Raw genomic sequence first — 25,279 nt, forward strand, 5'->3', positions numbered from 1 at the left:
CCGGCGGCTACGCGCTGCGGGCCGCCGCCGGCGCGGTCGACGCCCGCGCGTTCGCGGCCCTGGCCGCGCGGGCGCGAGCGGGCGCGGACCCGCAGGCCAGGGCGGCGCTGCTGGCGGACGCGCTGGAGCTGTGGCGGGGCGAGCCGTACGCCGGCTTCTCCGCCGAGCCGTGCCTGCAGGGCGCGATCGCCCAGCTCGCCGAGCAGCGGCTGGCCGCGATCGAGGAGCGCGCCGAGGCCGAACTGGAGCTGGGCCGGCCCGCCGAAGTCCTGGACGAGCTGGCCGAGCACGTTCGGCGGCACCCGCTGCGCGAGCGGCTGCGCGCCTGCCACATGCGCGCGCTCTACCAGGCCGGGCGGCAGGGGGAGGCCCTGGCCGACTACCACGACCTGCGCGTACGGCTCGCCGACGAGCTCGGCGTCGACCCGTCACCCGCCGTGGCCGCCGTCCACCAGGCGATCCTCCGGCAGGACGCCGCGCTGGAGCCGGCCCGCCCCCGCACGGACCTGCCGGTTCCGCTCACCGAGCTGATCGGCAGGGACGAGGAGATCGCGCGGGTAGCGGAGCTCGTGCACGCCGGCCGGCTGGTGACCCTCACCGGGCCGGGCGGCGTGGGCAAGACGCGGCTGGCGGTCGCCGTCGCCGACCGGCTGGCCGCGGCCTTCCCCGGCGGGGTCCACCTGGTCGAGCTCGCGGCGCTGGACCATCCCGCGCACACCGGCGCGCCGCCTGCGCCCGCCGACGTGGCCACCCTGATCGCCGCCACGCTCGGGCTCACCAGGGCCACGGGTCCCGGCTCGCGTGGGCAGCCCGTACCGCCCACGGACCGGATCGTCACGGCCGTGCGCGAGCGCCGGACGCTGCTGGTGCTCGACAACTGCGAGCATGTGGTCGAACCGGTCGCCGAGATCGCCGGGCGGCTGCTGGCCGGCGCGCCCGGGCTGCGCGTCCTGGCTACCGGCCGGGAGCCGCTGGGCCTCTCCGGCGAGCGGCTGCACGTGGTGGCCCCGCTGGCCGTGCCGGAACAGGACGCACCCCTCGCCGGCATCGCCGGCGCCGACGCGGTGCGGCTGTTCACCGCCCGCGCCGCGGCCGCCGGCGGGTTCGTCCTGGACGAGACCACCGCCCCGGCCGCCGCCGCGATCTGCCGCCGGCTGGACGGCCTTCCGCTGGCGCTGGAGCTGGCCGCCGCCCGCGTCCGGTCGCTCGGCGTGGCGGAGGTCGCCCGGCGGCTCGACAGCCGCTTCCGGCTGCTGACCCAGGGACGGCGCGACGCGCCCGCGCGGCAGCGGACCCTCCGCGCGGTGATCGACTGGAGCTGGGAGCTGCTGGCCGAACCCGAACGGGTCGCGCTGTGCCGCCTCGCCCTGCACCCCGGCGGCTGCACCCTCGACGCGGCAGAGGCGGTGTGCGCGACCGGCGGCATCGCCGGTGAGGAGGTGATGGACGTGCTGGCCAGGCTGGTGGACCGGTCACTGCTGGTCGTGGCCGGCCACCGCTACCGGCTGGCGGACTCGGTCGCCGCCTACTGCGTCGAACGGCTCACCGAGTCCGGCGACCTGGCCGCCGCCCGCAGCCGTCACGCCGCCTACTACACCGAGCTCGCCGAACGCGCCGACGCGCACGTACGCGGCCCGGACCAGGAGCGATGGTTGGCGCTGCTGGACGCCGAAACCGTCAACCTGCGGGGCGTGCTCGACGACGCGGTCCAGAGCGGCGACGGCGCGGCGGCACTGCGGCTGGCCACCGCGCTCGCCTGGTACTGGATGCTCCGGGGCCGGCTGGAAGAGGCGCACCGCGCCTTCACCCACGCGCTGCCGCTCGCCTCCACCGGGACCGGCAGGGCCTGGCACGCCGCCCTGTCGGTGATGACCGGCCACGACGCCGCGACGACGAGCGGTGACCCGCCGCCCACCGACGAGCCGATGGCGCTGTGGGTGCTCGGCTCCAGCCTGTTCGGGAGCGGTGACCTGCCCGGGAGCGAGCGGCTGACCCGGCGGGCGCTGGCCGCGTTCGAGGCCCGCGGCGACGAGTGGGGCGTCGCCGCGGCCCGCAACACGCTGGCCTGGCACCACCTGGCCCGTGGACGGAGCGCGGCCGCCGAGGGCGACGCGCGGCTCAGCCTGGCGGCCTTCGACCGGCTCGGCGACCCCTGGGGGCAGATGCTGGCCGTCGAGAGCCTGGCCGCGGCGGCCGAGGCCACCGGGCACTACCGGCGGGCCGCCGGCCTGTACGAGCGCAGCCTCGGCATCGCCGAGCGGCTCGGCCTGGCCGCGGAGATCCCGTTCAAGCTGTGCGGGCTGGCCGACGTCCACCTGTCCACGGGCGAGCACGAACAGGCCGGCCGGCTCTACGAACGGGCCAGGCGGCTGGCGGCCCGCGAGTCGGTCAGGCTGGCCGAGACGTACGCCCTGATCGGGCTGGGCCGGGTCGCCCGCCTGGCCGGCCGCCTCGAAGCCGCCGATGAGCACCTGCGCGCGGTGCTCGAACGACACCGGCGGCACGGCCACGAGCCGGGCATCGCGGCGGCGGCCATGACGGAGCTCGCCCTCACCACTCACGCTCGCGGGCACGCCGAGGACGCCCTCACGCTGCACGACCAGGCGTGCCGCGCCGCGCGGGCCGGCGGCGACCCGCGCACGCTCGCCCGGGCCCTGGAGGGCCGGGCCGGGACGCTCGCGCACCTGGGGGATCACCGCGCCGCCGCCCGGCTGCTCGACCGCGCCGCCGAGGTCAGGGCCGCCGTGCCCCTGTCACCCGCCGACCGCGAAGCCGTCGAGCGGACCACGGCGGCCGTACGCGCCGCGCTGGGGCCTGCCACGTCCTGATGACGAACGCCCGGCTCCAGGCGTCAGGAGACCTTCCAGGTCACGGGCTCGGCTCCCTCGGCGGTGGGGGAGAACGTGACGGTCACCGGCTTGTCACCCCGGTTCACGAGGTAGACGCCGCACTGCCGGACGCTCTTGCCGGGCTTCACCATGCCGTAGGGCACGGAGGATTCGCACCCCTTGGGGCCGTTGCTGCCGATCGCGATGAGCGTGAGCCTGGGCACGGTGCCGCCGCTCTCGGTGCGCAGGACGACCGCCTTGTCCATGCCCGGGTACAGCTTGGACGTGCCGTTGTTGCGGTACTCCAGCGTGACGAAGTACGCCGTGGCGGCCTTCTGCCTGGCGTTCAGGTTGTAACCGGCGAGCGCGTCGGCGCCGGCTCTGCGCACGCGCTTCGGCGTGACGGTCAGCGGCACGTCCCTGCCCCGCGTGTCCTTCCACGTCACCTCGACCGGCTTGCCGGCGGGCAGCACGCCGCCGCCCAGGTCGCCGCCCTCGACCTTCCAGATCCGGGTGCCGGACTCGTCGGCGTAGGAGACGGCGGCGGGCTTGGCGTCCTGGGGGAGCATGACGACCCGGCACTCGGTCGCCGCCTGGCCGGCGGTCAAGGTGCTGGGGGCCTTCGTGCGGTTGCACGTCTCCAGCGGGCCGGCGCCGGGGGAGGCCAGGGGGTTGCCGGCGAAGAACGAGACAGGCCGGCCGGCGGTGCCGTCGGCGAGCGCCAGGCGGAAGTTCCTGACCGCCTGGGCGCTCTTGACGGTGCCGGACCCGGAGTTGGTGATCGACACGGTGAGATAGTGCGGCACCATCCCCTGCACGTCGTCGTCGAGCCGCACGCCCTTGAGGTCGTCGACCGAGCCGCGCTTGAGCGTGGCCGGGTGGAGCGTCAGCTTGTGCGCCTTGTCGTCCCGGTCGGTGAGGCCGGCCCGCCGCGGTGTGGTGTCGAGCGCCAGCGGCGTCCCGGCGGAGGCGGCCTTGTCCGTCTCCGGCTTGCCGCCGCTGGTGGTCCCGCTGGTGCCCTCGCTGATGGCGGGGCCCCCGCAACCGGCCAGGAGCAGGGCGAGAACGCCCGCTCCGGCGATGGCGCTGGTCCGTCGGCTGACGCGCTGCACTGTAACTCCCGTCACGCTGGTGGTCCTTCGCGACTCCCGTCGCATCGGAACCACCCTAAACGCCGCACGGGAACGGGTGGCGGTCCGCACGATGCGCGATGTCGGACACCGGGTGCCGTGCCGGGCCAAGGGCGGCCCGGCACCTTCACGCCGTTGTGCCGCCTAGCCTTGCGGCTTCTCCGCCGGGCAGCGGGTGCCCTGGGCGGGGACGGTCCGCGAGATCAGATAGGTGTCCATGGCCACCGTCGTGCACTCGGACCTGCCGTAGACCCCGTGGCCCCAGCCCTCGTACGTGAGGAGGGTGGCCTTGGGGCCGAGTTGCCGGGCCACGTTGGCCGACCACTCGTACGGCGTGGAAGGGTCGTGCACGGTGGTGGTCACCAGCAGCGGGGCGCTGCCCCGGTACCGCAGCGGGTGCTGCGGGTTGTTGACCGGGTGACCCTGGCAGATCGGCATGTCGCCCATCGGCATCGGGTTGTACCGCATGTCCGGCGCCACAGCGTTGGAGGCGCGCATCACGTCGGCGTACTCGCGGTAGCCCCGCAGCGTCAGGTTCCAGTCCGAGCACAGGATCGCGGTGGGCAGCTCGGCGTGCTTGCCGTTCACGGGCCAGTTGCCGGGAGGGCCGGGCATGTCGTCCGGCACCGGACCGCCGTCCAGCGCGCGCAGCACCTCGGCCTCCAGCCGCCAGGCGGGCCCCTCGTTGAGGATCACGCCGAGCCACAGCAGGTTGTGGCCCTTCACCGGACGGCCGTCGCCCGGCCACAGCAGCTCGCCCCGGTCGGCCTTTTCGAGCAGTTTCTTCCACAGCGCCCGGACGTCGCGACCGTGCAGGACGCACTCGCTGTCACGCTCGCACCAGGCGGCGAACTCGTCGAAGCTGTCCTGAACGGCGGCCGCCTCGCTGACCTGGAACGCCTTGGCGTCCAGGCTGTGGTCCATGTTGCTGTCCAGCACCATGGCGCGGACGCGGTGAGGGAACAGCTCGGCGTACATCTGCTGGGCCAGCGTCCCGTAGGAGACGCCGTACGAGGTCAGCTTGTCGTCGCCGAGCGCGGCGCGGATGGCGTCCATGTCCCGGGCCACGTTGACCGAGTCGAGGTGGTCGTACACGGGGCCGGTGAGCTTGCGGCAGTCGGAGCGCAGCCGCGCGTCGAACAGGAACCACTTGAGGTAGTCGGCCTGGCTGGTCATGACCGGGTACGGCATCTTGTTGTACACCGAGGCCGAGCACGTCACCGAGCCGCTGCGGGCGACGCCGCGAGGGTCGAAGCTGACGATGTCGAAGCGCCGCTGGATGTCCTCGCTGAAGCCGGACGGCCGCAGGATGCCGTTCACGCCGGAGTTGCCGGGGCCGCCCGGGTTGCTCAGCAGGGAACCGATCCGCGCGGACGGGTCGGTGGCCTTGCGGCGGGCCAGGGCCAGCTTGACCGTGGGCCCAGAGGGCTTCGACCAGTCGACGGGCACGGTCAGGGTGCCGCACTCGACCGAGGGTTCCTCCTCGCACGGCCCCCAGGTGATGCCGCGCTTGCCGACGGCATCCGTGACGTCCTGCCCGGTCACCGCCGCGCCGGCCGTCCCCGCCATCGGGACGGTTAACAGCGTCGTCATCATCATGAGGGCGGTGGCGAGCAGGGGAGTTCTTCTCAGCACATTGCTCCTATCCTCGATCGGCGCGTCGACCGGCACGCGGAGCTGCTCGCACGGCGCATGATCGGCCCTGACCTCGCCGTACCGCCGCGCCTCAGTGACCCGTGGCGGGGCCGTTGACACGCCTCTCTTCGATCATGACTCTCGAATCTAACAGGCAACCGCCGCATCGTGGGCAGATCCCTCGCATTAGGACCAATATGGCGCGAAAGGTGGGCTGGGCGGCGCGGCCGGTGCGAGCAGGCTTATTGTTCGGCATGCGCCCAGGCAGCGTTCGCACAAGGCGCACCACCGTCGCGCCGGCACGGGTATGGACGGCTTGATGCCGTTCCCGCCGCAAGGAGCAGTGTGATGCCCAGGACGACCTCGGACCTCATCGTGGAACGGCTCCTGGAATGGGGCGTCGACACTTGTTTCGGGATCTGCGGCGATGCCGTCAACGGGTTCTTCGAGGCTCTGCGCACCCACCCGCAGATGCGGTTCGTCCACGTACGGCATGAGGAGTACGCCGCGATGGCGGCGGTCGGGTACGCCAAGTTCACCGGCCGCCCGGCCGCCTGCGTGGCCACGTCGGGGCCGGGCGCGCTGCATCTGATGAACGGCCTGTACGACGCGAAGATCGACGGCGCGCCGGTGCTGGCGATCACCGGCATGACCTACCACGACCTGGTCGGCACGCATTTCCTCCAGGACGTCGACAACGACAAGGTGCTGGAGCCGGCCTGCGTGTTCAGCGAGCGGGTGATGGGGCCGGCGCACGCGGTCGCGGTGACCGACCGCGCGGTGCGGGCCGCGCTCCAGCGCCGCGCGCCCGCGCACCTGACGATCCCCATCGACATCCAGTCCTGGACCGAGGAGCAGGACACGGTGTCGGAGAAGAACGTTCCCGGCCACACCTCCACCGCCGGTCAGCGTCATGTCCAGGTGCCGGCCGAGGACGACATCATGCGCGCGGCGGAGCTGCTCAACTCCTGCGCCCGCGTCGCCGTCCTGGCCGGGGCGGGCGCCCGGTTCGGCGCCGGGGAGCTGGTGGAGCAGGTCGCCGAGACGCTGGGCGCGCCGATCGCCAAGGCGGGGCTCGGCAAGGACGCCGTTCCCGACGACAGCCCGTGGTGCACCGGCGGCATCGGTTTCATCGGCACCCGCGCCTCCCAATGGGCGATGGAGAACTGCGACGGCTTCCTCATCGTGGGCAGCAGCACGCCGTTCTACGACTTCTGGCCCGAGCCCGGCCAGGCGCGGGCGGTGCAGATCGACGTGGCCGGGGACCGGATCGGCATGCGTTACCCGGTCGAGGTCGGGCTGTGCGGCGACGCCGGGGCCACGCTGGCCCGGCTCCTGCCCATGCTGCGGGTGCGCCAGGACCGCTCGTTCGCCGAACGGGCCCGCGAGCTCTACGACGAGTGGTGGCGGCTCCAGCAGCGGCGCGCCGCCGACCCCGCGGTGCCGATGAAGCCGCAGGCGGTGACCTGCGCGCTCAGCGAGCTCATCCCGGACGGGACGATCCTCACCGGGGATGCGGGGACGGTCAGCTCCTGGGGGTCGCGGGTGATGCTGCGCCGTGGCATGCAGTTCTCGTTCTCCGGCACGTTGTGCTCGATGGGCTCGGCTCTGCCGTACGCGGTCGGCGCCCAGATCGCCTACCCGGACCGGCCCGTGATCGCGGTCGTCGGCGACGGCGGCCTGACGATGTGCCTGGGGGAACTGGCCACGCTCACGCAGCACCGGCTTCCGGTCAAGGTGATCGTCCTGCGCAACGACACGCTCGGCCTGGAAGTCTGGGAGCAGAACGCGTACCTGGGCAATCCGCAGTACGCCTGCGACCTGTCACCCGTCGACTTCGTCAAGATCGCCGAGGGCTGCGGGCTGAAGGGGTTCCACGTCGCGGAAGGCGGCCGGGTGCGTGACGTGCTCGCGCAGGCTCTCGCCCACGACGGGCCGGCGCTCGTGGAGTGCCTGGTGGACCCGTACGAGCCGCCGTTCGGGGAGACGGTCAAGCCGTCCCAGGTCGCCAAACTGGTCCAGGCGTACGCGCGGGGCGAGAAGGCCGCCGCTCCCATGGCCGCCAACCTGCTGGCGCCGGGCCGTCCCGCCCTCTCCCCGGGCGTCGCCCGGCACGGCGACGACCTCGGCGCGTACACCCGCCCCTGACCAGCTCACCGGCCGGTTCGAGGGTTACCAGGCCGCGTGGATCTCCGGGAGGAATCCCAGGGCGCCGGGGGACGCGGGGCGGATCAAGGGGGTGATCCGCCCGTCGTCGACTCTGCTCAGCGGCTCTGCGTTCCCCGCGAGCAGCAGATGCTTCCCCGTGCCGTCGTAACGGATCAGGTTCCAGCGCGCGCCCACGTCGCCGTCGTGGCCCCTGTCCAGCAGGGTGCGAATCTTGCGCCCGTCCGGGACGGAGTGCTCGTCAAGGGTGTAACGATGCGGTCGTGGTCCGTCGGACAGCCGGACGTGGCCGATCAGCATGCTGCGTCCGTCCGGGCTGATCGCCGAGGCGGTGGCGTCGTTCCCCGGGGCTATGACCTGACTGGCCGCGAGGGTGGCGCCGGAGGCGGTCGTGTCCAGGACCCGGGCCTCGGACTTGACCACCAGGCCGAGCGTGCGGCGATCGGCTGCCCAGGAGAGGCTCTGGATCTGCCCTGCGCCGGTCGTCCAGGTTCGCGTCTTCCCCTGGGGCAGGTCGACGACCGTGAGCTGGGCGCCGGGGCAGAAGCGCAACGTCTTCCCCTGGCCGCACACCTTGCCGTCGAGGCTGTAGGCAAGTCGCGTGCCGTCACCGGTGACGGCGAGGGAGCTCGCTGTCGTACCGGTCACCTTGGGGATCACGTCGGTGACCACCTCGGCCGGTTCGCCGTTTCCGTCGACCCGCGCTCGGTGGAACCTCGTGCTGCTCGCCTGTGTCTCGCGGGACCGTACGCTCTGGGCGATGTAGAAGGTCGCACCGTCGCCGGCGCCCGCGAGCAGGTATCCGCCGGGCTCCCGGAAGCCGCCCTCCGGGGCCGGGGGCAGCCCGAGCCGGCCCGTCGCCTTCCCGGTACGGGCATCGTGGACCGTCACGCCGTCGTTGCCGGCGAGCAGCAGGAAACGCGGGCCGCCAAGGGTCCGCGTTGCGGGCCCCGCCGAGGTCGTCCCGCCTGTCGAGGCCACCACGGCGGCGACGGCGCCGATGACCACGACGACGAGCGCGGCCGCCAGCGGGATCGCCAGGCCGAACCGGCGCGTGCGAACGATGACCTTCGATCGCGTCACCTGTTCGGCAGGGCGCAAGCTCTCCGGGCGGATCTGCTCGGCGTCGGCGGTGAGGGCATCCCGGAGCCGGTCTTCGAGCCAGGACGTCATCGGTTTCCCTCCAGTTTGACGGTGAGTGCCTTCAGGGCTCGAAACACGGTCGACTTCACGGTGCCACGGCTGATCCCCATCGCCTCGGCGATCTCCTCCTCGGACAGGTCCAGGTAGTAGCGCAACACCACGGCTTCGCGCTGGCGGCGGGGCAGGGCGCGGACGGCCTCGGACACCTCCCGGCGCGTCTCGCCGAGCAGCGTGGCGGCCTCCGCGGACCGGAAGGGCGTCTGCCGCTCGCCGGTGAACCTGCTCATGACGGACCGGCGCCGGTGCACCATGCGGCAGCCGTTCACCACGCTCGCCCGGAGGTAGGGCAGCACTCGATCATGGTGGGTCAGCCGGCTCCATCGGCGGTGCAGCGCTGTGAAGGCGTCCTGGACGACGTCCTCGGCGGTTTCCTGGTCACCCACCAGCAGGAACGCCAGCCGGACCAGGTGCAGCCGGTGAGCCAGGAACAGGTCGGCCACGACAGCCTCATCCGTGGCCGCAGCGGGCGGCACTCCCTGCGGCGGTGCCGCATCTGCCACCGCTCGTTGAATCGCGAATCGCATACCTCTTCCATGCATAGTCGCTGTGCAGGTTGCCTGGTGAGACGAAGGTCACACCGCCGAGAGGCGGTTCACCGCCTCGACCACGGGCGCCGCGCCGTCCTCCGCCGAGACCCGGGCCGCGAGGGCCTGGGCCCGGTGCCGGTAGGCCGGGCCGGTGACCGCTGTCGTGAGCGCGGCGGCCAGCCGCGCGGGCGTCAGGCGGCGAAACGGGATCGCGGCCGGGGCCACGCCGAGTGCCACCAGCCTGGACGCCCAGAACGGCTGGTCGTTCATGACCGGCACGGCCACGGCGGGCACCCCCGCCCGCACCCCGCTGCCGGTGGTGCCGCTGCCGCAGTGGTGTGCGACGGCGGCCACCCGGGGGAACAGCCAGTCGTGCGGCACGTCACCGACCGCCAGCACCTCGTCGGAGAGGAGCCCCCGCAGGCCGGTCTGCAGCACGCCGCGCAGCCCCGTCCGCCGCAGCGCGCGCACGGCCAGCTCCGTGTACTGCTCGGCCCGCATGCCGGCCAGGCTGCCGAAGCCGACGAAGACCGGCGCGGGCCCCGACGCCAGGAAGTCGAGCAGCACCCGATCCGGCCGCCAGCCGCGCGGCCGGGGCGGCCACCAGTAGCCGGTGACCTCCAGCCCCGGCCGCCAGTCGGCCGGACGCGGCAGCACCAGCGGGCTGACCCCGTGGAAGACTGGCCAGCGCCTGCTCTCCCGCTGCCGGTAGACGGCCCGCGGGGTCATCGGGGGCAGCCCCAGCCGGGCTCGCGTCCTCGTGCTCAACCCGGCGAGCACCGGCCCGGCGGCGGGCGACTCGAACGCGAGCCGGGCCGCCCTGCGGTTCGCCCACCGGCCCAGTGACCGCCGGAACGGGCTCGTGACCGGCGGGAAGTCCCCGGTCGGGTCGACCGGCTGCAGGTACACCCCCATGCTGGGCACTCCCATCGCCTCGGCGAGGTGATACCCCGGCGTGCCCGCCAGGCCGAGCAGGAGCAGGTCGGCCTCCTGCCCGGCAAGCTTGGCCAGGCCCTCCACGAGCTGCTCGCCGTACTCCTTGACGGCGCTGATGGAGAAGCGGCCGGTCAGCGCGCGGAGCGGGTCCCCGGGAAGCGGGAGGTACCCCAGGCCCGCGTCCGTCACCAGCTCCGTGTACGGCTCGTGCGCGGCGATCGTCACGTGGTGCCCGGCCTCGCGTAACCGCACCCCCAGCCCCGCGTACGGCCCCACGTCCCCGCGCGTTCCGACTCCGATGATCAGAACCCGCATCCGGATCCCCCGTCTCCTCGTTTGTCATACAGTCGCATGATAAAAGGGGTGCGACGTTTTTACCATGCAGTCGCATGAGAAAGTGGTGGAACATGCCGAAGATCGTCGACCACGATGCCCGGCGGCGGCACATCGCCGAGGCCGTGCACCGCGTCATCCACGACAAGGGCATGGAGAGCGTCAGCTTGAGGGAGGTCGCCGCCGAGGCCGGCGTGTCCATGGGGACCGTCCAGTACTACGTCACGACGAAGGACCAGATGCTGCTCCTGGCGCTGGAGCGCCTCGCGAGCTGGATCGGGGAGCGGGTCGCCGCCGTCGCCGCGCGGCAGTCCACGCCGCTCGACGTGCTGCGGGCAACCGTTTTGGAGCTGCTGCCCCTGGACGAGGAGCGCAGCTACCTGAACCGCATCGGGCTGGCGTTCCAGGCGAGCTCGGTGGTGTCCGAGAACCAGGCGGCCGCGATGCGGGCGGGGTATGCGTCCCTGCTGTCCTTTCTCGCCGGGCAGATCAGGGCCGCCCAGGCCGCCGGGCAGCTCGCCGCCCACCTGGACGCCGGGAAGGAGGCGAGCATGCTGTACGCCTTCGCGCAGGGCATCGTGAACGCCACCCTGGTCGGCCACTACACGCCCGAGGACGTCGCGGCGCTGCTCGACCACCAGCTGGCACGGCTCGTGGCCGGTTGGACTCCGGACTCCACGTAGGCCCCGTCGTATCGGTGGCCTCGCTCAGGCGCCGCCCGGCCGGGTCAGGCCCGACTCGTAGGCGGCCATCACCAGCTGAGCCCGGTCACGCGCGCCCAGCTTGGCGAGGATGCGCCCGACGTGGGACTTGACGGTCAGCGGGCTCAGCACCAGTCGCTCGGCGAGCTCGTCGTTCGACAGCCCCGCCGCGATCAGCACCAGCACCTCCCGCTCGCGGGCGGTGAGCTCGCCGACGCGGCCGGCCACCGCGAGCCCCACGTCGGGCATGCTGACGACGCGGGCGATCAGCGATCGCGTGGCGCCGGGCGACAGCAGCGACTCCCCGGCGGCCACGGTGCGGATGGCGTCGAGCAACTGGACGGGCCGGGCGCTCTTGGCCAGGAAGCCGCTCGCGCCGGCCCGCAGCGCCCGCACGACGTTCTCCTCGGTCTCGAACGTGGTCAGCATCAGCACCCGCGTGGCGGTCAGGTCGCCGTCGGCGCAGATGCGCCCGGTCGCCTCGATGCCGTCGCCGTCGGGCATGCGGATGTCCATGACGACCACGTCCGGGCGGCTCGCCCGCGTCGCGTCGACGGCCTCGGCGCCGGTCGCGGCCTCGCCGACCACCTCCATGCCGTCCGCGGCGGCCACGAGCTGGGCGAAGGCGCCACGCACCAGGTCCTGGTCGTCGGCGAGAACCACGCGGATCACGGGGTACGGTCGTCCTTCCAGGGGAGCACGGCCACCACCCGGAACCTGTCGTCCTCGGTGGCGCCCGCGGTGAGCGAGCCGGAGACCGCTCGCGCGCGTTCGGTCATGCCCAGGATGCCGTAGCCGGCCTCTCCCCGCGCGGGCCGGTTGTCGTTGGCGATCAGCAGGCGCAGGTCGCGGGGGGAGTAGGAGATCTCCACCTGTACGTCGCTGCCGGGCGCGTGCCGGGCGGCGTTGGTGAGCGATTCCTGGAGGATCCGGTACGCGGACAGTCCCACGGCCTGCGGCACGGCGGGCGGCGGCTCACCGGTGGTGCGGATCCGCAGGGCGAGCCCGGCGGCGCGGGCCCGGTCCATCAGCTCCGGCACCTCGTTCAGGCCGGGGACAGGCGCGGCGCCGTCCGCGCCAGTGCCGTGACCAGTGCCGTGACCAGCGCCGTGACCTGTGCCGTGACCAGTGCCGCGCAGCACGCCGAGTGTGGCCGACAGGCCGCCCATGGCCTCCTGGGCCGCCTCGTCGATCACCTCCACGGCCTGGGCCAGGCTTTCCGCGGTGCCCAGATGGCGCGCCACGGACGCCTGCACGCCGATGACCGAGATGCTGTGGGCCAGGATGTCGTGCAGCTCGCGGGCGATGTGCAGGCGTTCCTCCATGACCCGGCGCCTGCCTTCCTCCTCCTGCTCGCGCTGGAGACGCCGGGCCCGCTCCACGGCCGCCGCCGCCGTCTCCCTGCGCGCCCGGACGACCTCCGCCGCCACCAGCGCGAAGCCGATCCAGCCGAATGCCCCGACGGCCCCGGCCGGACCGAGCGGCCCCGCCCAGAACGCGACCGCGCCCAGCAGCCCAGCACAGGCGGCGCCGATCACCACGCCGCGGATCCGCGAACCCGCGGACACGGCGGTGAACAGGGCCACCATCAGCGCGGGTATCAGCGGCTCGTGCGGATAGCCCTGCGTCACGTACGCGATCAAGGCGGCGAACGAGGCGACGAGGACCGTCAGCGGCCACCGGCGCCGCACCGTCAGCGGCGCCACCACGGCCACCGCCAGCGCCACGGCCAGCGCCGACGGCGGGCCGCTCTCCACGCTGATCGCCATCAGCGCCGCGCCGAGCAGCGCGGGGGCGGCCAGCGGGCTCAACCACTTCACGAGCGCTTCACCCGCCCATCATGGCGCGACCCGCGCCGGGGCGTCGTCCTCCCCAGGTAGGCATCCCGCTGCTCCCACGGGAGGAACGGCAGGTGCCGACCGTGGTCGGCTGCGCCGGACCGCCCGGCAGGGAGAGCGTTGCCCCATGCTTCGACCAGTGGAAACAGTGTCCAGGGAGACCAAGCCGCTCGACGGCGTGTGGCGCTTCCTGGTGGACAAGGACCGAGCCGGGCGGCACGAGCGGTGGTGGGCGGCCGACCTGCCCGGCGCGCTCGACATCCCGGTGCCGTCCAGCTACAACGACCTCTTCCCCGACCCGGCGATCCGCGATCACGTGGGGGACGTCTGGTACCAGACCGTGGTACGGCCGCCGGCCTCGTGGGAGGGGAGGCGGGTGGTGCTGCGGTTCGACGCGGCGGCGCACCTGGCCACCGTCTGGGTGGGGGAGAAGGAGGTGGTCACGCACCGGGGCGGGTTCGTCCCGTTCGAGGTGGAGGTGACGGACCTGCTCCAGTACGGGAGGCCGAACCGTCTCACCGTCGCGCTCAACAACGAGCTCAGCCTGTCGGCCATGCCGCCCGGCCGGCAGTACCGCACCCCGGCGGGGGCGACCGCGCAGGCCCTGACCGGCGACTACTTCAACTACACGGGCCTGAACCGCCGGGTGTGGCTGTACGCGACGCCGCACGAGCACATCCAGGACGTCACGGTGCGGACGGATCTGGACGGCCCGGATGGCCTGGTGAGCTACGACGTGTTCACGTCGGCGCCCGGCGCGGTGACGGTGCGGCTGCTGGACGCCCAGGGCACGCAGGTCGCCGCCGGCTCCGGCCACGCGGGCGAGCTCGTCGTCCCCCGGGTGCGCCGCTGGGAGCCCGGCGAGGGCTACCTCTACCGGCTGGAGATCGGTTACGGCGAGGACGTCTACGAGCTGCCGGTCGGCGTCAGGACCGTGGCCGTACGGGGACGCGAGTTCCTGATCAACGGCAGGCCGTTCACATTCCAGGGCTTCGGCCGCCACCAGGAGAGCCCCCTGCGCGGGCACGGCCACGACGACGTGGTCATGGTGCACGACTTCGCGCTGCTGGACTGGATCGGCGCCAACTCGATCAGGACCGCGCACTACCCGTACGCCGAGGAGGTGCTGGAGCACGCCGACCGGAACGGCATCGTGGTCATCGCCGAGCAGGAAGCCGGGATGATCAACCTCGCGATGGACTTCGGCCCGCGTACGGGCCCGGAGCCGCGGACGTTCGGCCCCGACGGGTTCGGCGCCGACGCGCGGGAGGCGTGCGTGACATCGGTCCGCCGGCTGATCGAACGCGACAAGAACCATCCGAGCGTGGTCATGTGGTGCCTGTCCAACGAGCCGGACTCGGCGGCCGACGGGGCGCGGGAGTTCCTGGAGCCGATCGTCGAGCAGGCCCGCGAGCTGGACCCGACCCGGCCGGTGTGCTTCACCAACGTGTTCCTCGCCCCCGCCGACCAGGACCGGGTCACCGACCTGTTCGACGTGATCTGCCTCAACCGCTACTACGGCTGGTATCTCGACGGCGGCGATCTCGCCTCCGCGGAGCAGCGGCTGGTGCGGGAGCTCGACCAGTGGGCGGCGCGGCACGACAGCCCGATCCTCATCACCGAGTGCGGCGCGGAGGCGCTGCCCGGCGCGCACGAGGTGGCGGCCACGATGTGGACGGAGGAGTACCAGAGCGCGGTCCTGGAGATGGTCGCGCGGGTGGCCGACGCGCACGAGGCCGTGGTGGGCCAGCACGTGTGGAGCTTCGCCGACTTCCGCACCCGCCAGGAGATCATCCGCCCGGAGGGCAACCGGAAGGGGGTCTTCGACCGCGACCGGAAGCCGAAGGCCGCCGCGTACGCCCTCCGCAGGCGGTGGCGGTCGTGAGACGCCGCCACGTCGTCGGCTACGGGCTGGGGGAGGCCGCCAATCAGGCGGCCTTCGCCACCGTCACGCTGCTCCTGCTGTCCTACTACACCGACGTGGTCGCGATGAACGCCGCCGTCGCCGGGCTGGTCCTCATGCTCGTCAGGATCGCGGACGCGTTCTTCGACCTGTTCGCCGGGCGGCTCATGGACCGCACCGACACGCGGTGGGGCAAGTTCCGGCCCTTCCTGCTGGGCGGCGGGATCGCGCTGGCGGTCACCAGCGTGCTGCTGTTCACCGTGCCCGAGACGGGCGCGGGAGTGCGGATCGGGTACGCGGCCGGCACGTTCGCGCTGTTCGGCCTGGCCTTCGCCTTCAGCCAGGTGTCGCTGGGGTCGATGGCGGCGGCGATGACCCAGGACTCCCGGGAACGCGACCGGCTGGCGATGGTCCGCTCGATGTCGTCGTTCTTCGTCTATCTCCTGCTTTATGCGGTCATCGCCCCCCGGTTGGAGGGCGTGGCGGACCAAGGCCGCGCGTACCTGCTCGTCGTGGCCGCCGCCTCGGTGATCGCGGTGCTGCTGTTCGCCGGCGCGTTCGCCCTGACCGAGGAGACGGTCAGCCGCGCCGAACCCCGCATCACACTGCGGCAGAGCCTCGACGCCGTCCGGGCCAACCAGCCCCTGCTGGTCCTGTGCGGCAGCATGCTGGTGATGCTCGTCGGCTTCGAGACCTTCAACTTCGGCATGCTGTACTACGCCCGGTATCTCGCGGGCGGGGTCGACACGTTCACCGTGATGGCCATCGCGATGGCCGTCGGGCAGGGCCTGTTCAGCTGGCTCACGCCCAGGTTCAGCCGCCGTTACGGCAAGCGCGCCACCTACGTCGGCGCCGGGCTGGCCGCCGCCGCAGGTTATCTGGCGATGCCGGCCGTCGACCCGTCGCGGATATGGCTGGTGCTGATCGTGCTCGGCGTGGCCTCGTCCGGCACTGCCGTGCTGCAGACCGTGATGCTGTCCTTGCAGGCCGACACGGTCGAGTACGGCCAGTGGCGCTCGGGCCACCGGGCGGAAGGCGCGATCTACGCGTTCTTCTCCTTCGCCCGCAAGGGCGGCAACGCCGCCGCCGCAGGACTGGCCGGGCTCGTCCTCGCCGGGACCGGGTACGCCGCCAACGCCGCCGTGCAGCCCGCCGGAGCGGAAGGGGGCATCCTCGCGCTCGTCGGCCTGATCCCCGCGGCGGGCTTCGCGCTCGCCGCGGCCTGCATGGTCTTCTACCGGTTCAGCGAACGCGACTACCGGCGGGCCGTCGCCGCCATCGCCCGACCGGGACAGGAGGAGCGGCCGTGGCTCTCGCTCAAGGGCTCCTGATCGCCGGAATCCTGGTCAGCCTCATCAGTCTCGGGCAGACCGTCTCCCACCTGTGGGACGACGCCTACCTCGTGCCCGAGGCCAAGGACGGCGTCAGGCACGCGCAGTTCCACCTGCAGCGCGAGGCCGTGGGCGACCTGGGGCACATCGCTGTGATGCTGCTCGTCGTCCTCGCCCCCGCAAGTCAGCGCGGACCGCTGCTGTGGTGGATCCTCGCCGCGACCATGCTGTCCTACTACGGCGCCTACTGGACGGGCCACCTGCTGATCGGCGTCGGGGCGCCGCACTGGTACGCCAGGAGCGTCCACCTGGTCGTGACCGCCTGCGGCGCCCTGGCGCTCGCCCTGTCCTACGGCGCCTACCACTGAGCGAACCGCCGGCCCACCCGCTCGCCACGATGAAACCCCTGCTCGGTGAAAGCGGAGGAGTCAGGCGTTCTGCAGAACGCGCCGGAGCTGGGCGGCGTAGGCGCGCGGGTGGGTGGTGTTGCCGTTGTGGCCGCCGGGGAACTCGATGACCTCGGCGCCGAGCAGCGTGGCCAGCTCCTGCGCGCAGCGATAGTCGAAGACCGTGCGCGGGGTGGTGCGGCCGACGGCGGGGACGATGCGGGCAGGGGTGTGCGCCAGCTCGCCGACCGGCAGGGTGTCGTCGATGACGGCGGTGAAGTCGTGCTCGATGAAGAAGCCGAAGTTGGCGATCCGCCCCGAGGTCATGGGCTGCGGCGTCAGGCCGGGCTCCGCATCGGGATGGGCCGGGTCGATGCCCAGGACCTCGGCGACCGCCTTGAGCGCCGGCGGCAGCCCTTCCTCGCGGTAGAGCTGCTGGATCTCGGCCAGCTCGGCCTCATGGCGGGCGCGGCCCGGGGCGGGCAGCAGGCGAGGCGCGACCGGCTCGTGCGCGATGAGGGTGCTGAGTTGGCCAGGGTGCTGGACGGCCAGGTGAAGGCCGATGACCGCGCCCAGGCTGCAGCCGAGCATGGCCGCCGGCTCGTCGGTGAGCGCGGCCAGCAGCCGGTGGACGTCGTCGGCGTGCTCGGCCATCGTCACACCGTTGCCGGGGTCGTCCAGGGTGCTGCGGGACAGGCCGCGCCGGTCGTAGGTGATCACGGTGTAGGCGTCGGCGAGCTGGTCGACGAGATCGGCGCTGCGTCCGGCGTCGCCCTCGCCGCTCTGGGCGATCAGCAGCGTGGGGCCGTTGCCGCGCATCTCGTAGTAGAGGCCGGCGCCCGGGACGGGCAGGTAGCCGGTTGTCGTGGTCATGGGAGGGTCCTTTCGCCGTGGCTCGCGATCACCATATTCCATCATTATTGATACATCAAAACTGATGCATCGTTTTGGATGTAATCTCGGTCACGTGAACGGAGTGGACCTGTTCCTGCTGGGACGCACCCTGATGAAGATCGGCGAAGAGGCCCTGCCCACCGAAGGGCTGGGCGACCAGCCCGGGAGCACCCGGAGCGTGCTGATCGTGGTCAGCGACATCCGCGCGCACCCCGGCAGCGCGATCAGCGAGATCGTCACCCGCACCGGCCTGCCGCAGAGCGCCGTGTCGGCGGCGGTCGCCCGGCTGCGGGAGGCGGGCGCCGTCGTCACGGAGCCCGACGCCCGCGACCGCCGGCGACTCCGCGTCCGGCCCGCCCCGGAGCTCTCCAGCCGCGTGGAGCAGGTCCGCTCGACCGCCATCGACGCGGCCTTGGCCAAAGCGCTGGGCGGCGACGACCCGCACCGGGTCGCCGAGGTCGTCGCCCTCCTGGAGGAGCTCGCCCGGCACCTGTCCCCCCAGGCACTCAGCCGTTTGCGCGACTGACCAGTGCGGGCCGCTTCCCCGGGCGATCAGGGCCGCTGGGTGATGTTGACCATCCAGGTGATGCCGAACCGGTCCACGAGCGAGCCGGCCTCGTCGCCCCACAACTGCTTGTCCAACGGCAACGTCACGGTGCCACCGGCGGACAGCCGCTCGAAGCGGTCGCGAAGCACGGCGTCGTCGCCACCGAGGAAGACCGCGACGCTGTTGCCGGGAGTGTGGAGCATCCCGTCCCGGACGTCCCAGCCCATCAGCGTGTAGCCGTCCGGGGTGCGGAGTGTGGCGTGCATGATCCGGTCGGCGGGCGCGTCCGAGGAGCCGAAGTCGGCGTACGTGCCCATCTCCAGCTCACCGCCCAGGACGTCCCGGTAGAACTCCATCGCCTGCCGGGCGTTCCCGTTGAAGGCGAGGCAAGGGTTGAGCTGAGATCCCATGTGATGATCCTCCGAATGCGTGGGTTGCGGGAAAGCCTCGCAGCGAATCACGACATCCTGTGTCGCGTATTCCCGCACGTTCTCCCATGCGCGGCCCGTCCAGGGCGAGAGCGCGGCGGAGGTACGGTTCTCGACCTGATCATGCAGAACGTCGAGCTGATCCTGCAGGAGTTCCGGGCGATAGGCCGCCCACACGGCCCCGTGCTCCTCGTGGGTAGAAGTTCCAGGAGAATCCGTAAGGCGCCGGCGACGATCTGGTCTGGCAGGATGGCGGCGTGCATGCCGGGGTGCGGATCGGGCGTCCCGCGGTCCGCGCGCTGCGCGCCGCGGCCTTCACCGCCATCTGCGTGCTGGCCTCGGCCGCCCTGCACATGCTGGTCGGCGGCACCTCGATCAGGCCGGGCGCGCTCGTCGTCGCCGTGGCGGCGACCTGGGCGAGCGCCTACGCACTGGGTTCGCGCCAGCGTGGCCGGCCGACGCTGCTGGCCCTGTGCGGAGCCTCCCAGTGGGGACTGCACCAGCTGTTCGCCGCCGGTGAGCAGACCGCCTCGGCCATGCAGGCGATTCCGCAGAGCGGCCACGACCACGGCACCGGGTTCGGCATGCTGCTGATCCACGTCGCGGTCGCCCTCGCCTCGAGCTGCTGGCTGGCGCGCGGCGAGAGCGCGCTGGCGTGTGTCCTGCACCTGGCCGCCGTCGGGATGACCAGGTATTGGCGCCTGCTCATGGCGGCGCTCGCCGCGCCGACCGGCCTGCCGGTCACCACGCGTCCCCGCCTCACGCCGGCCTGGCCGGACACGGCCCGGCGCATCCCGGCGGCCCTGGTCCGTGCCGTCTCCCGGCGCGGGCCTCCGGCGCTCCGGCTCTGCGGCTGACGCACGCCGTACGGCCATCTCTGACATTTCCTCGACGCCTGCCCGGCGGGCGCGCGGCGATCACGCCGTGCCCGGGGCGGGCGTCCGTTCCCTCGCCCGGCATGCTGCTGGGCCCCGCATCCTTCGGAGTCCCTTTTGGCTCACCTGTACACGTTCATCCGGCGGGCTGTGGCCGCGGCAGCCGGTGCCGCCCTGGTGCTGTCGCTGACCGCGCCTGCCGCGCTGGCGCACGACCGGCTCAAGTCCAGCTCACCCGCCGACAAAGCCAAGATCGAGCGCCTGGAGATGATCGAGCTCGAATTCACCTCGCGCATGACCATGCCGATCGTCGTCCTGGAAGGACCCGGCGGCAAGCCCGTACCGATCAGCAAGCCGCGGGCGGAGGGCACGACGGTGTCCGCTCGTCCCGAGGGGGAGCTCGCGGACGGCCGGTACCGGATCGCCTGGCGGGTGGTCTCCTCCGACGGCCACCCCATCGAGGGCGAGCTGCGCTTCACCCTCGCCGCTCCACCGACCACGGAGAGCCCCACCCCCAGCGCCTCCGACGTGTCGGCCGCGCCCTCGCAGCCGGCGCCATCCGTTGACCCTCCTTCCCCGGTCGAGGCGCAGCCCGCTGCCGCCGAGGACGGCGCGGGGGTGCCCGGCTGGCTGCTGATCGCCGCCGTGGTGCTCCTGCTCGCGGGAGCGGCGGTCTTCCTCGTCGGCCGCCGCAACCGGAGCTCCGGCCCGGGCGGCACCTGACCGGCGCCCGGGCCGGGTGCGGTCAGCCGGTGACGACCTGACTGGACACCGGCAGCCGGCTGCGCCGATCCAGGTGACGGACGGCCGCCGCGGAGGCGAACCCCGCGGCGGCCAGCAGCACCCACGGCAGCCCGGCCAGCCCGACGGAGCGGCCCGCGTCGACCAGGGCGCCCGCGACCAGGTTCCCGGCCAGGATGCCCACACCGGACAGCAGGTTGTACAGCCCGTAATAGGTGCCGACGAGCCGTTCTCCCGCCATGTCGGCGATGGTGGCCATCTCGAACGGGAAGGCGATCAGCGTCCCGATGGTGAGCAGCAGCGTGCACGCCACCAGCGGCAGCAGCGCCCACCCGGTGGGCAGGGCCAGGCCGGCTGTCATGGCCGGGTACAGGAACGCGACCCCCATGAGCGCCAGGCCGCGGCTGATCGCCTGCCCCCGGCGCCAGCGGGCCGAGCACCAGGCGGTCAGGCGCACCTGAGCGGCGATGCCCAGCAGTGCCGACAGCGCGTACAGGACCATCACGCCCGTCTCACCGCCGCCGAGCCGGGCCACTTCGAGCGGCAGGGCCAGATACATCTGGTACGACAGCGCGTACGAGGCGATCATCGCGGCGGCGAACGACACGAACGCCCGATCGCCGAACGCCCGGCGCCAGTCGCTCAGCACCGGCGGCCGTCCGGTCACGGGCGCACGCCGGGCCGGCAGCCACACGCCCTGCAGCACGGTCAGCACCGCGAAGATCCCCGCGGCGGACAGGCACACGGCGGTGAATCCGGCGTTCAGCAGCGCGAAGCCCACCAGCGGGCCGAGCAGGATGCCGCCCTGGTAGAACACGTTGAACACGGCGAACGCGGCCACCTTGCGCTCACCTGCCTCGCACGCCAGGCAGGCGCGCGCCGCCGGGTTGAACAGCGCCCCGGCGAACCCCGTCACAGCCGCCGCGACGAGAAGCCAGGGCAGCGAGGTGCTCAGCCCGAACAGGGCGAAGCCGACGGTACGCAGCCCGCACCCCAGCATGATCAGCGGTTTGTGCCCGAGCCGGTCCGCCAGGGTGCCGCCGATCAGGAACAGGCCCTGCTGGCTCATGTTCCGCAGGCCCAGGACGAGCCCGATCGTCCAGGCGGCCAGACCGGCGCCGGCCGACAGATGCTGGGCGAGGTAGGGCATGAGCATGTAGAAGCCGAGGTTGATGCCCGCCTGGTTGATCTGCAGGAGCTGGACGGGCCGGTCGAAGGAGCGGAACTCCGCCAGCATGCCCCTCATCGGGTGCCCGCCAGCGGATCGGTCACGCGGGTGCAGCGCGTCCAGCGGTGCACCTCCCGCTCGGACGGCGCGTGCACCACGTCCGGTTCGTCGGCCGGGACGGTCCCGAGCAGGCCGTGAGCCTGGCCGTAGGCGTCGTCGAAGACGGTGTTCCAGTAGCGCCAGGGCCCGTCGGGAAGGACGGCGACGATAGTCCGGCCGGGCTGGGTGCGGGCCAGCCAGCGGGCCACGAGCGTGACGGCGCCGGTGCTCCAGCCGCCCGAGACGTAGTGCTGGGCGGCCAGCGTCCGGCAGGCCCAGACCGCTTCGGCCGGGGCCACCCAGTGGATCTCGCTGAAGGCGTCGTAGGCGACGTTGCGCGGATGGATGCTGGAGCCGAGCCCGCGCATCAGCCGCGGCCGGGCGGGCTGGCCGAAGATGGTCGAGCCCACCGTGTCGACGCCGACGAGCCGCAGGTCCGGGAAGTGGCGGCGCAGGACGCCGAAGATGCCCGCGCTGTGCCCGCCGGTGCCGACCGAGCACACCAGCGTGTCGATCTGCGGCAGCTGGTTCAGCAGCTCGTGGGCCAGCCCGGCGTAGGCGTCCACGTTGTCCGGGTTGTTGTACTGGTCGGGACAGTAGGCGCCAGGATCCTCGTCCAGCAGGCGCCGCACCCGTTCGCGGCGGGCCTGCTGCCATCCTCCGGCGGGGTGCGGCTCGGTGACGATCTCCAGACGTACGCCGTAGGCGGTGAGCAGCCGGCACATGAGCGGCTCCATCCCGGGATCGCCCACCAGGACGACCGGATGGCCGAACACGATGCCGGCCAGCGCGAGGCCGAGCCCGAGGGTTCCGCTGGTCGACTCGATGACGGTGGCGCCCGGCCGCAGGTCTCCCCGTGCTCTCGCCTGGCGGACCATGTGCAGGGCGGGGCGGTCCTTAATGCCGCCGGGATTGAAGCCTTCGAGCTTGGCCCAGAACCCTCCGCCGCCCGGCACGAACGGCTCGGAGATGAAGGCCAGCGGGGTGTTTCCGACCGAGAGAGAAAGTGTGGAGAATCCGATGGGCGGCGCCTCTTTCGGGCGCGCGAAAATCGCCGGTGATGACATGGGTACGATCCCCGAAGTGAATGGCAATGGTTCACGACATACCGCGAACAATGACGGACAGTTGACGACTCAAGACGTCGCGTGTCCTATATGCGCATCACGCAGAGGTCTTCCCGATAGGGCGCGGTAAGGCGGATTGTTGCTTCTGGGGGGCCGGCGACCGAGGCAGCAGCGGGAGGGTGAGAGACGGCGGCGGCCGAGTGCGCAGGCGCGCTGGCCGGTGGGCTCGCCGGGCTGACCGCCGAGCAGTTCTGCTCCGTGCCGTGCTGGTGTCCCACCGGCAGCTGACGATGCCGGCAGTGCGCGTCGTGATCAGCGGTGACGACGCCCGCATGGGTGCTGTGGCCGGCCTGCTCGGACAGCTCCACGGCCGCGCACGCGCCGCCGTGGGCGAACACCGCACCGAGGACCATGACGATCACGAGCAGCGCGTGTCCCGCCAGTCGCCCGGCGCCGAAGGCGGCCGGGCGGCGTGAACGAGCGGTTCGTGTCGCAAGCATCACGGTGATGATGCCCGGAAAGCCGCCCGGCGCGCCCGGCGATCGCAAAGCTTCGGGTAAAACTCCCGCCGTCAGCGCCATATCCCTTCGGCATCGGAGAGGGCCGTCGTGCAAAAAGGGAAATATCGGCTGCCGCCTGCGAATGCCCGCTGGTATGAGGTGAGGCAGGCCCTGGACCACGGAGAACGCGAGGCGACGTATCCTTCCCCCGTGGAGCTGCGGTTCAAGACGCGCGAATCGGACTCGGCATGGGTCGACACCGTGTGGACGTGCACGAGCGAGCAGGTCACCGCGATGACGTCCGTAGCGGGCGCGCGCTGGGGCCTGGTGTTCTGGGAGCACGCCGGCCGGTCGTACGCGGGCATCACCGGTCCGGAGACCCGGACCGGCACGGCGCCGGTGCCGGAGGGCGCCACCTTCACCGGCATCGAGTTCGCCGTGGGCACCTCGCTGCGGGCCGTGCCCACGCCGGCGCTGGTCGACGGCGGCATCGTACTTCCCGACACCTCGCGCCGGACGTTCCGGCTGGACGGCACGCGCTGGGAGAGGCCCGGCCCCGACGACGCCGAGGCTCTGGCCGGACGTCTCGTCCGGGCCGGGATCGTGGTCCGTGACCCGCTCTGCGCCGAGGTGCTGCGGGGTCACCGTCCCGCCGTCTCAGGGCGCACGGTCGAACGCCGGTTCCGCACCGCGACCGGACTGACGCAGGGCGCCGTCCGGCAGATCGAGCGCGCCCGTACGGCGGCGCACCTGCTGACCGCCTGCGCCCCGGCCGCCGACGTCGTCGCCAAGCTCGGCTACTGCGACGAGCCGCACCTGGCCCGGGCCCTGCGCTCCTACGTCGGACGCACCGCCAGGCAACTGCGCGAGGGCGCCGGCGGCGCGATCGCCCTCGACCTGGATCAGCGCCTGACGTCGTAGACCAGCTTCAGGATCCCGTTGGAGTAGCTCTCCGATTCGCGCAGCGTCAGCAGGTTCTTGTCCCGATCGGCCCGGCCGAACAGGCTCTTCCCGGCGCCGAGCAGCACGGGAAACACGAGCAGGTTGTACTGGTCGATCAGATCCGCGTCCGACAGCCGCCTGGCCAGCTCCGCGCTCCCGTGGATGAAGATCGCGCCGCCCTCACCCTTCTTGAGCGCGGCGACGTCCTCGGCCGAGCGCAGAATCGTGGTCGGCCCCCACCCGTCGACGATCGCGTCGTCGGACAGCGTGGCCGACACCACGTACTTGGGCAGCTCCTTGTAGGCGGCGTGGTCCTGCGAGCCGGGCCAGACCGCTGAGAACGCCTCGTAACTGCGGCGACCGAACATCAACGCCGTCGTGTCGGCGAGCTCCTCACCCTTCAGCGACCACGCTTCGGGGACGAAGTCGAGGTCCTTGAACACCCACCCGCCGCTGCGGTGCTCCTCTCCCGGCCCGCCGCCGGGCGAGTCCACGACGCCGTCGAGCGACATGAAACCGGTGTAGACCAACTTACGCACTGTGCTGTCTCCTCATACGCGGGCGAACTGCCGGGTCCACACGGTAAACCACGGCTGCGGTCGCCGTCTTGAACGAAACCGACAGCGCAGCCCGACCGCCTACCTGACCACCGCCGGGCCCGGGCGGATGTCCGGAATGTGCAAGGGGCCCGGTCTCCCCGGGGAAAGACGCCGCCGGCCCCTCCGGGATTGGATTCGGGCAACCGTACGGACGGATTCGAGGCGCTGCCGCGCGGACTGGAGCGGATCGACGTTGAGGGCACGACCTGAGGAGCGGCGTACATGAGCGGGGAGTTCGCGGGGCGGCGGGCGTTCGTGACCGGGGGCACCTCGGGGATCGGCGCGGCCACGGCCGTGCTCCTCGCCGAGCAGGGCGCCGAAGTGATCGCGCTCGGACTGCCGCCCGCCGACCCCGCCGACCTGCCCGCCCACCCACGCGTCCGCGTCGTGGAGCACGACGTGCTGGACCGCGCCGGGCTGAGCGGGCTGCTGTCCACGGGCGGGCCGCTGGACGTCCTGGTGAACTGCGCGGGCGTCAGCCACGACCGCGAGGAGTACGACC

Annotated in this window: 24 protein-coding genes; 11 read left to right on the forward strand and 13 right to left on the reverse strand. The window is 72.6% G+C overall.

Annotation, left to right across the window (positions count from 1 at the left end; genetic code table 11):
• On the forward strand, positions 1-2,828 hold a 2,828-nt coding region (locus tag KME80_RS52340; RefSeq protein ID WP_219516934.1), incomplete at its 5' end, for an ATP-binding protein.
• Between the two features lie 23 nt (positions 2,829-2,851).
• Here the strand turns inward: KME80_RS52340 and KME80_RS41995 are convergent.
• Positions 2,852-3,955 (reverse strand): YgdI/YgdR family lipoprotein, encoded by a 1,104-nt coding sequence (locus KME80_RS41995; protein WP_219516936.1) that lies wholly within the window; start codon positions 3,953-3,955, stop codon positions 2,852-2,854.
• Between the two features lie 147 nt (positions 3,956-4,102).
• Complete coding sequence (locus KME80_RS42000) at positions 4,103-5,593, reverse strand: alpha/beta fold hydrolase (RefSeq protein ID WP_219516938.1); 1,491 nt, start codon at positions 5,591-5,593, stop codon at positions 4,103-4,105.
• Between the two features lie 348 nt (positions 5,594-5,941).
• Here KME80_RS42000 and KME80_RS42005 point away from each other — a divergent pair, with 348 nt between their 5' ends.
• Positions 5,942-7,741, forward strand: coding sequence for a thiamine pyrophosphate-dependent enzyme (locus KME80_RS42005; protein WP_219516939.1), 1,800 nt, complete (start codon positions 5,942-5,944; stop codon positions 7,739-7,741).
• 24 nt (positions 7,742-7,765) lie between these two features.
• Here the strand turns inward: KME80_RS42005 and KME80_RS42010 are convergent, their stop codons facing one another.
• The 3 genes from KME80_RS42010 to KME80_RS42020 form a co-directional block, all read right to left on the reverse strand.
• A complete protein-coding gene (locus KME80_RS42010) occupies positions 7,766-8,932 on the reverse strand; it encodes a hypothetical protein (protein ID WP_219516941.1) in 1,167 nt (388 codons plus the stop codon).
• Complete coding sequence (locus KME80_RS42015) at positions 8,929-9,393, reverse strand: SigE family RNA polymerase sigma factor (RefSeq protein ID WP_219517030.1); 465 nt, start codon at positions 9,391-9,393, stop codon at positions 8,929-8,931. Before KME80_RS42015 ends, KME80_RS42010 begins: the two co-directional genes overlap by 4 nt.
• 141 nt (positions 9,394-9,534) lie before the next feature.
• Positions 9,535-10,740 carry a glycosyltransferase gene (locus KME80_RS42020; RefSeq protein ID WP_219516943.1) on the reverse strand — a complete coding sequence of 402 codons (1,206 nt, stop codon included), beginning with the start codon at positions 10,738-10,740 and terminating at the stop codon, positions 9,535-9,537.
• A gap of 74 nt (positions 10,741-10,814) precedes the next feature.
• On the opposite strand from KME80_RS42020, the gene KME80_RS42025 reads away from it, so the two are divergent.
• Positions 10,815-11,441: a TetR/AcrR family transcriptional regulator gene (locus KME80_RS42025; RefSeq protein WP_219516945.1), complete on the forward strand. Its 627-nt coding sequence runs from the start codon at positions 10,815-10,817 to the stop codon at positions 11,439-11,441.
• A 24-nt stretch (positions 11,442-11,465) separates the two neighbouring features.
• Here KME80_RS42025 and KME80_RS42030 read toward each other — a convergent pair whose 3' ends face one another.
• Positions 11,466-12,131 carry a response regulator gene (locus tag KME80_RS42030; protein WP_219516947.1) on the reverse strand — a complete coding sequence of 222 codons (666 nt, stop codon included), beginning with the start codon at positions 12,129-12,131 and terminating at the stop codon, positions 11,466-11,468.
• On the reverse strand, positions 12,128-13,279 hold the full coding sequence (locus KME80_RS42035) for a sensor histidine kinase (RefSeq protein WP_219516949.1): 1,152 nt from the start codon (positions 13,277-13,279) through the stop codon (positions 12,128-12,130). The genes KME80_RS42030 and KME80_RS42035 overlap by 4 nt, the downstream gene beginning before the upstream one ends.
• Before the next feature lie 157 nt (positions 13,280-13,436).
• Here KME80_RS42035 and uidA point away from each other — a divergent pair, with 157 nt between their 5' ends.
• The 3 genes from uidA to KME80_RS42050 are packed head-to-tail and all read left to right on the forward strand — an operon-like array spanning position 13,437 to position 16,899.
• Entirely contained in the window at positions 13,437-15,182 is a 1,746-nt protein-coding gene (gene uidA / locus KME80_RS42040) for a beta-glucuronidase (RefSeq protein WP_219516951.1), read from the forward strand.
• On the forward strand, positions 15,179-16,531 hold the full coding sequence (locus tag KME80_RS42045; protein WP_219516953.1) for a glycoside-pentoside-hexuronide (GPH):cation symporter: 1,353 nt from the start codon (positions 15,179-15,181) through the stop codon (positions 16,529-16,531). The genes uidA and KME80_RS42045 overlap by 4 nt, the downstream gene beginning before the upstream one ends.
• Positions 16,507-16,899, forward strand: a complete 393-nt coding sequence (locus tag KME80_RS42050) for a hypothetical protein (protein WP_219516961.1) — start codon at positions 16,507-16,509, stop codon at positions 16,897-16,899. Before KME80_RS42045 ends, KME80_RS42050 begins: the two co-directional genes overlap by 25 nt.
• 60 nt (positions 16,900-16,959) lie before the next feature.
• Here KME80_RS42050 and KME80_RS42055 read toward each other — a convergent pair whose 3' ends face one another.
• A complete protein-coding gene (locus tag KME80_RS42055) occupies positions 16,960-17,790 on the reverse strand; it encodes an alpha/beta fold hydrolase (protein WP_219516963.1) in 831 nt (276 codons plus the stop codon).
• A gap of 94 nt (positions 17,791-17,884) precedes the next feature.
• Between KME80_RS42055 and KME80_RS42060 the strand changes: the two genes are divergently transcribed.
• Positions 17,885-18,337, forward strand: coding sequence for a MarR family transcriptional regulator (locus KME80_RS42060; RefSeq protein WP_308126147.1), 453 nt, complete (start codon positions 17,885-17,887; stop codon positions 18,335-18,337).
• 26 nt (positions 18,338-18,363) lie between these two features.
• Here the strand turns inward: KME80_RS42060 and KME80_RS42065 are convergent, their stop codons facing one another.
• The gene (locus tag KME80_RS42065) at positions 18,364-18,768 is read right to left on the reverse strand and encodes a VOC family protein (protein ID WP_219516968.1); all 405 of its coding nucleotides are present in this window, start codon (positions 18,766-18,768) and stop codon (positions 18,364-18,366) included.
• Between the two features lie 275 nt (positions 18,769-19,043).
• Here KME80_RS42065 and KME80_RS42070 point away from each other — a divergent pair, with 275 nt between their 5' ends.
• Positions 19,044-19,643 carry a hypothetical protein gene (locus KME80_RS42070; protein WP_219516984.1) on the forward strand — a complete coding sequence of 200 codons (600 nt, stop codon included), beginning with the start codon at positions 19,044-19,046 and terminating at the stop codon, positions 19,641-19,643.
• A gap of 135 nt (positions 19,644-19,778) precedes the next feature.
• The gene (locus tag KME80_RS42075) at positions 19,779-20,384 is read left to right on the forward strand and encodes a copper resistance CopC family protein (protein WP_219516994.1); all 606 of its coding nucleotides are present in this window, start codon (positions 19,779-19,781) and stop codon (positions 20,382-20,384) included.
• Between the two features lie 22 nt (positions 20,385-20,406).
• Here KME80_RS42075 and KME80_RS42080 read toward each other — a convergent pair whose 3' ends face one another.
• The 3 genes from KME80_RS42080 to KME80_RS42090 form a co-directional block, all read right to left on the reverse strand.
• Entirely contained in the window at positions 20,407-21,639 is a 1,233-nt protein-coding gene (locus tag KME80_RS42080; protein WP_246646650.1) for an MFS transporter, read from the reverse strand.
• A 5-nt stretch (positions 21,640-21,644) separates the two neighbouring features.
• Entirely contained in the window at positions 21,645-22,736 is a 1,092-nt protein-coding gene (locus tag KME80_RS42085) for a PLP-dependent cysteine synthase family protein (RefSeq protein ID WP_219517006.1), read from the reverse strand.
• A gap of 86 nt (positions 22,737-22,822) precedes the next feature.
• Complete coding sequence (locus KME80_RS42090) at positions 22,823-23,317, reverse strand: hypothetical protein (protein ID WP_219517008.1); 495 nt, start codon at positions 23,315-23,317, stop codon at positions 22,823-22,825.
• Between the two features lie 129 nt (positions 23,318-23,446).
• On the opposite strand from KME80_RS42090, the gene KME80_RS42095 reads away from it, so the two are divergent.
• On the forward strand, positions 23,447-24,157 hold the full coding sequence (locus KME80_RS42095) for a helix-turn-helix domain-containing protein (protein WP_219517010.1): 711 nt from the start codon (positions 23,447-23,449) through the stop codon (positions 24,155-24,157).
• Here KME80_RS42095 and KME80_RS42100 read toward each other — a convergent pair.
• Positions 24,139-24,717, reverse strand: coding sequence for a dihydrofolate reductase family protein (locus KME80_RS42100; RefSeq protein ID WP_219517019.1), 579 nt, complete (start codon positions 24,715-24,717; stop codon positions 24,139-24,141). The genes KME80_RS42095 and KME80_RS42100 overlap by 19 nt on opposite strands.
• 282 nt (positions 24,718-24,999) lie before the next feature.
• Here KME80_RS42100 and KME80_RS42105 point away from each other — a divergent pair.
• The coding region (locus tag KME80_RS42105; RefSeq protein ID WP_219517028.1) for an SDR family NAD(P)-dependent oxidoreductase at positions 25,000-25,279 on the forward strand (280 nt) is incomplete at its 3' end.

It is taken from the genome of Nonomuraea ceibae (assembly GCF_019396325.1).
Classification (GTDB): Bacteria; Actinomycetota; Actinomycetes; order Streptosporangiales; family Streptosporangiaceae; genus Nonomuraea; species Nonomuraea ceibae.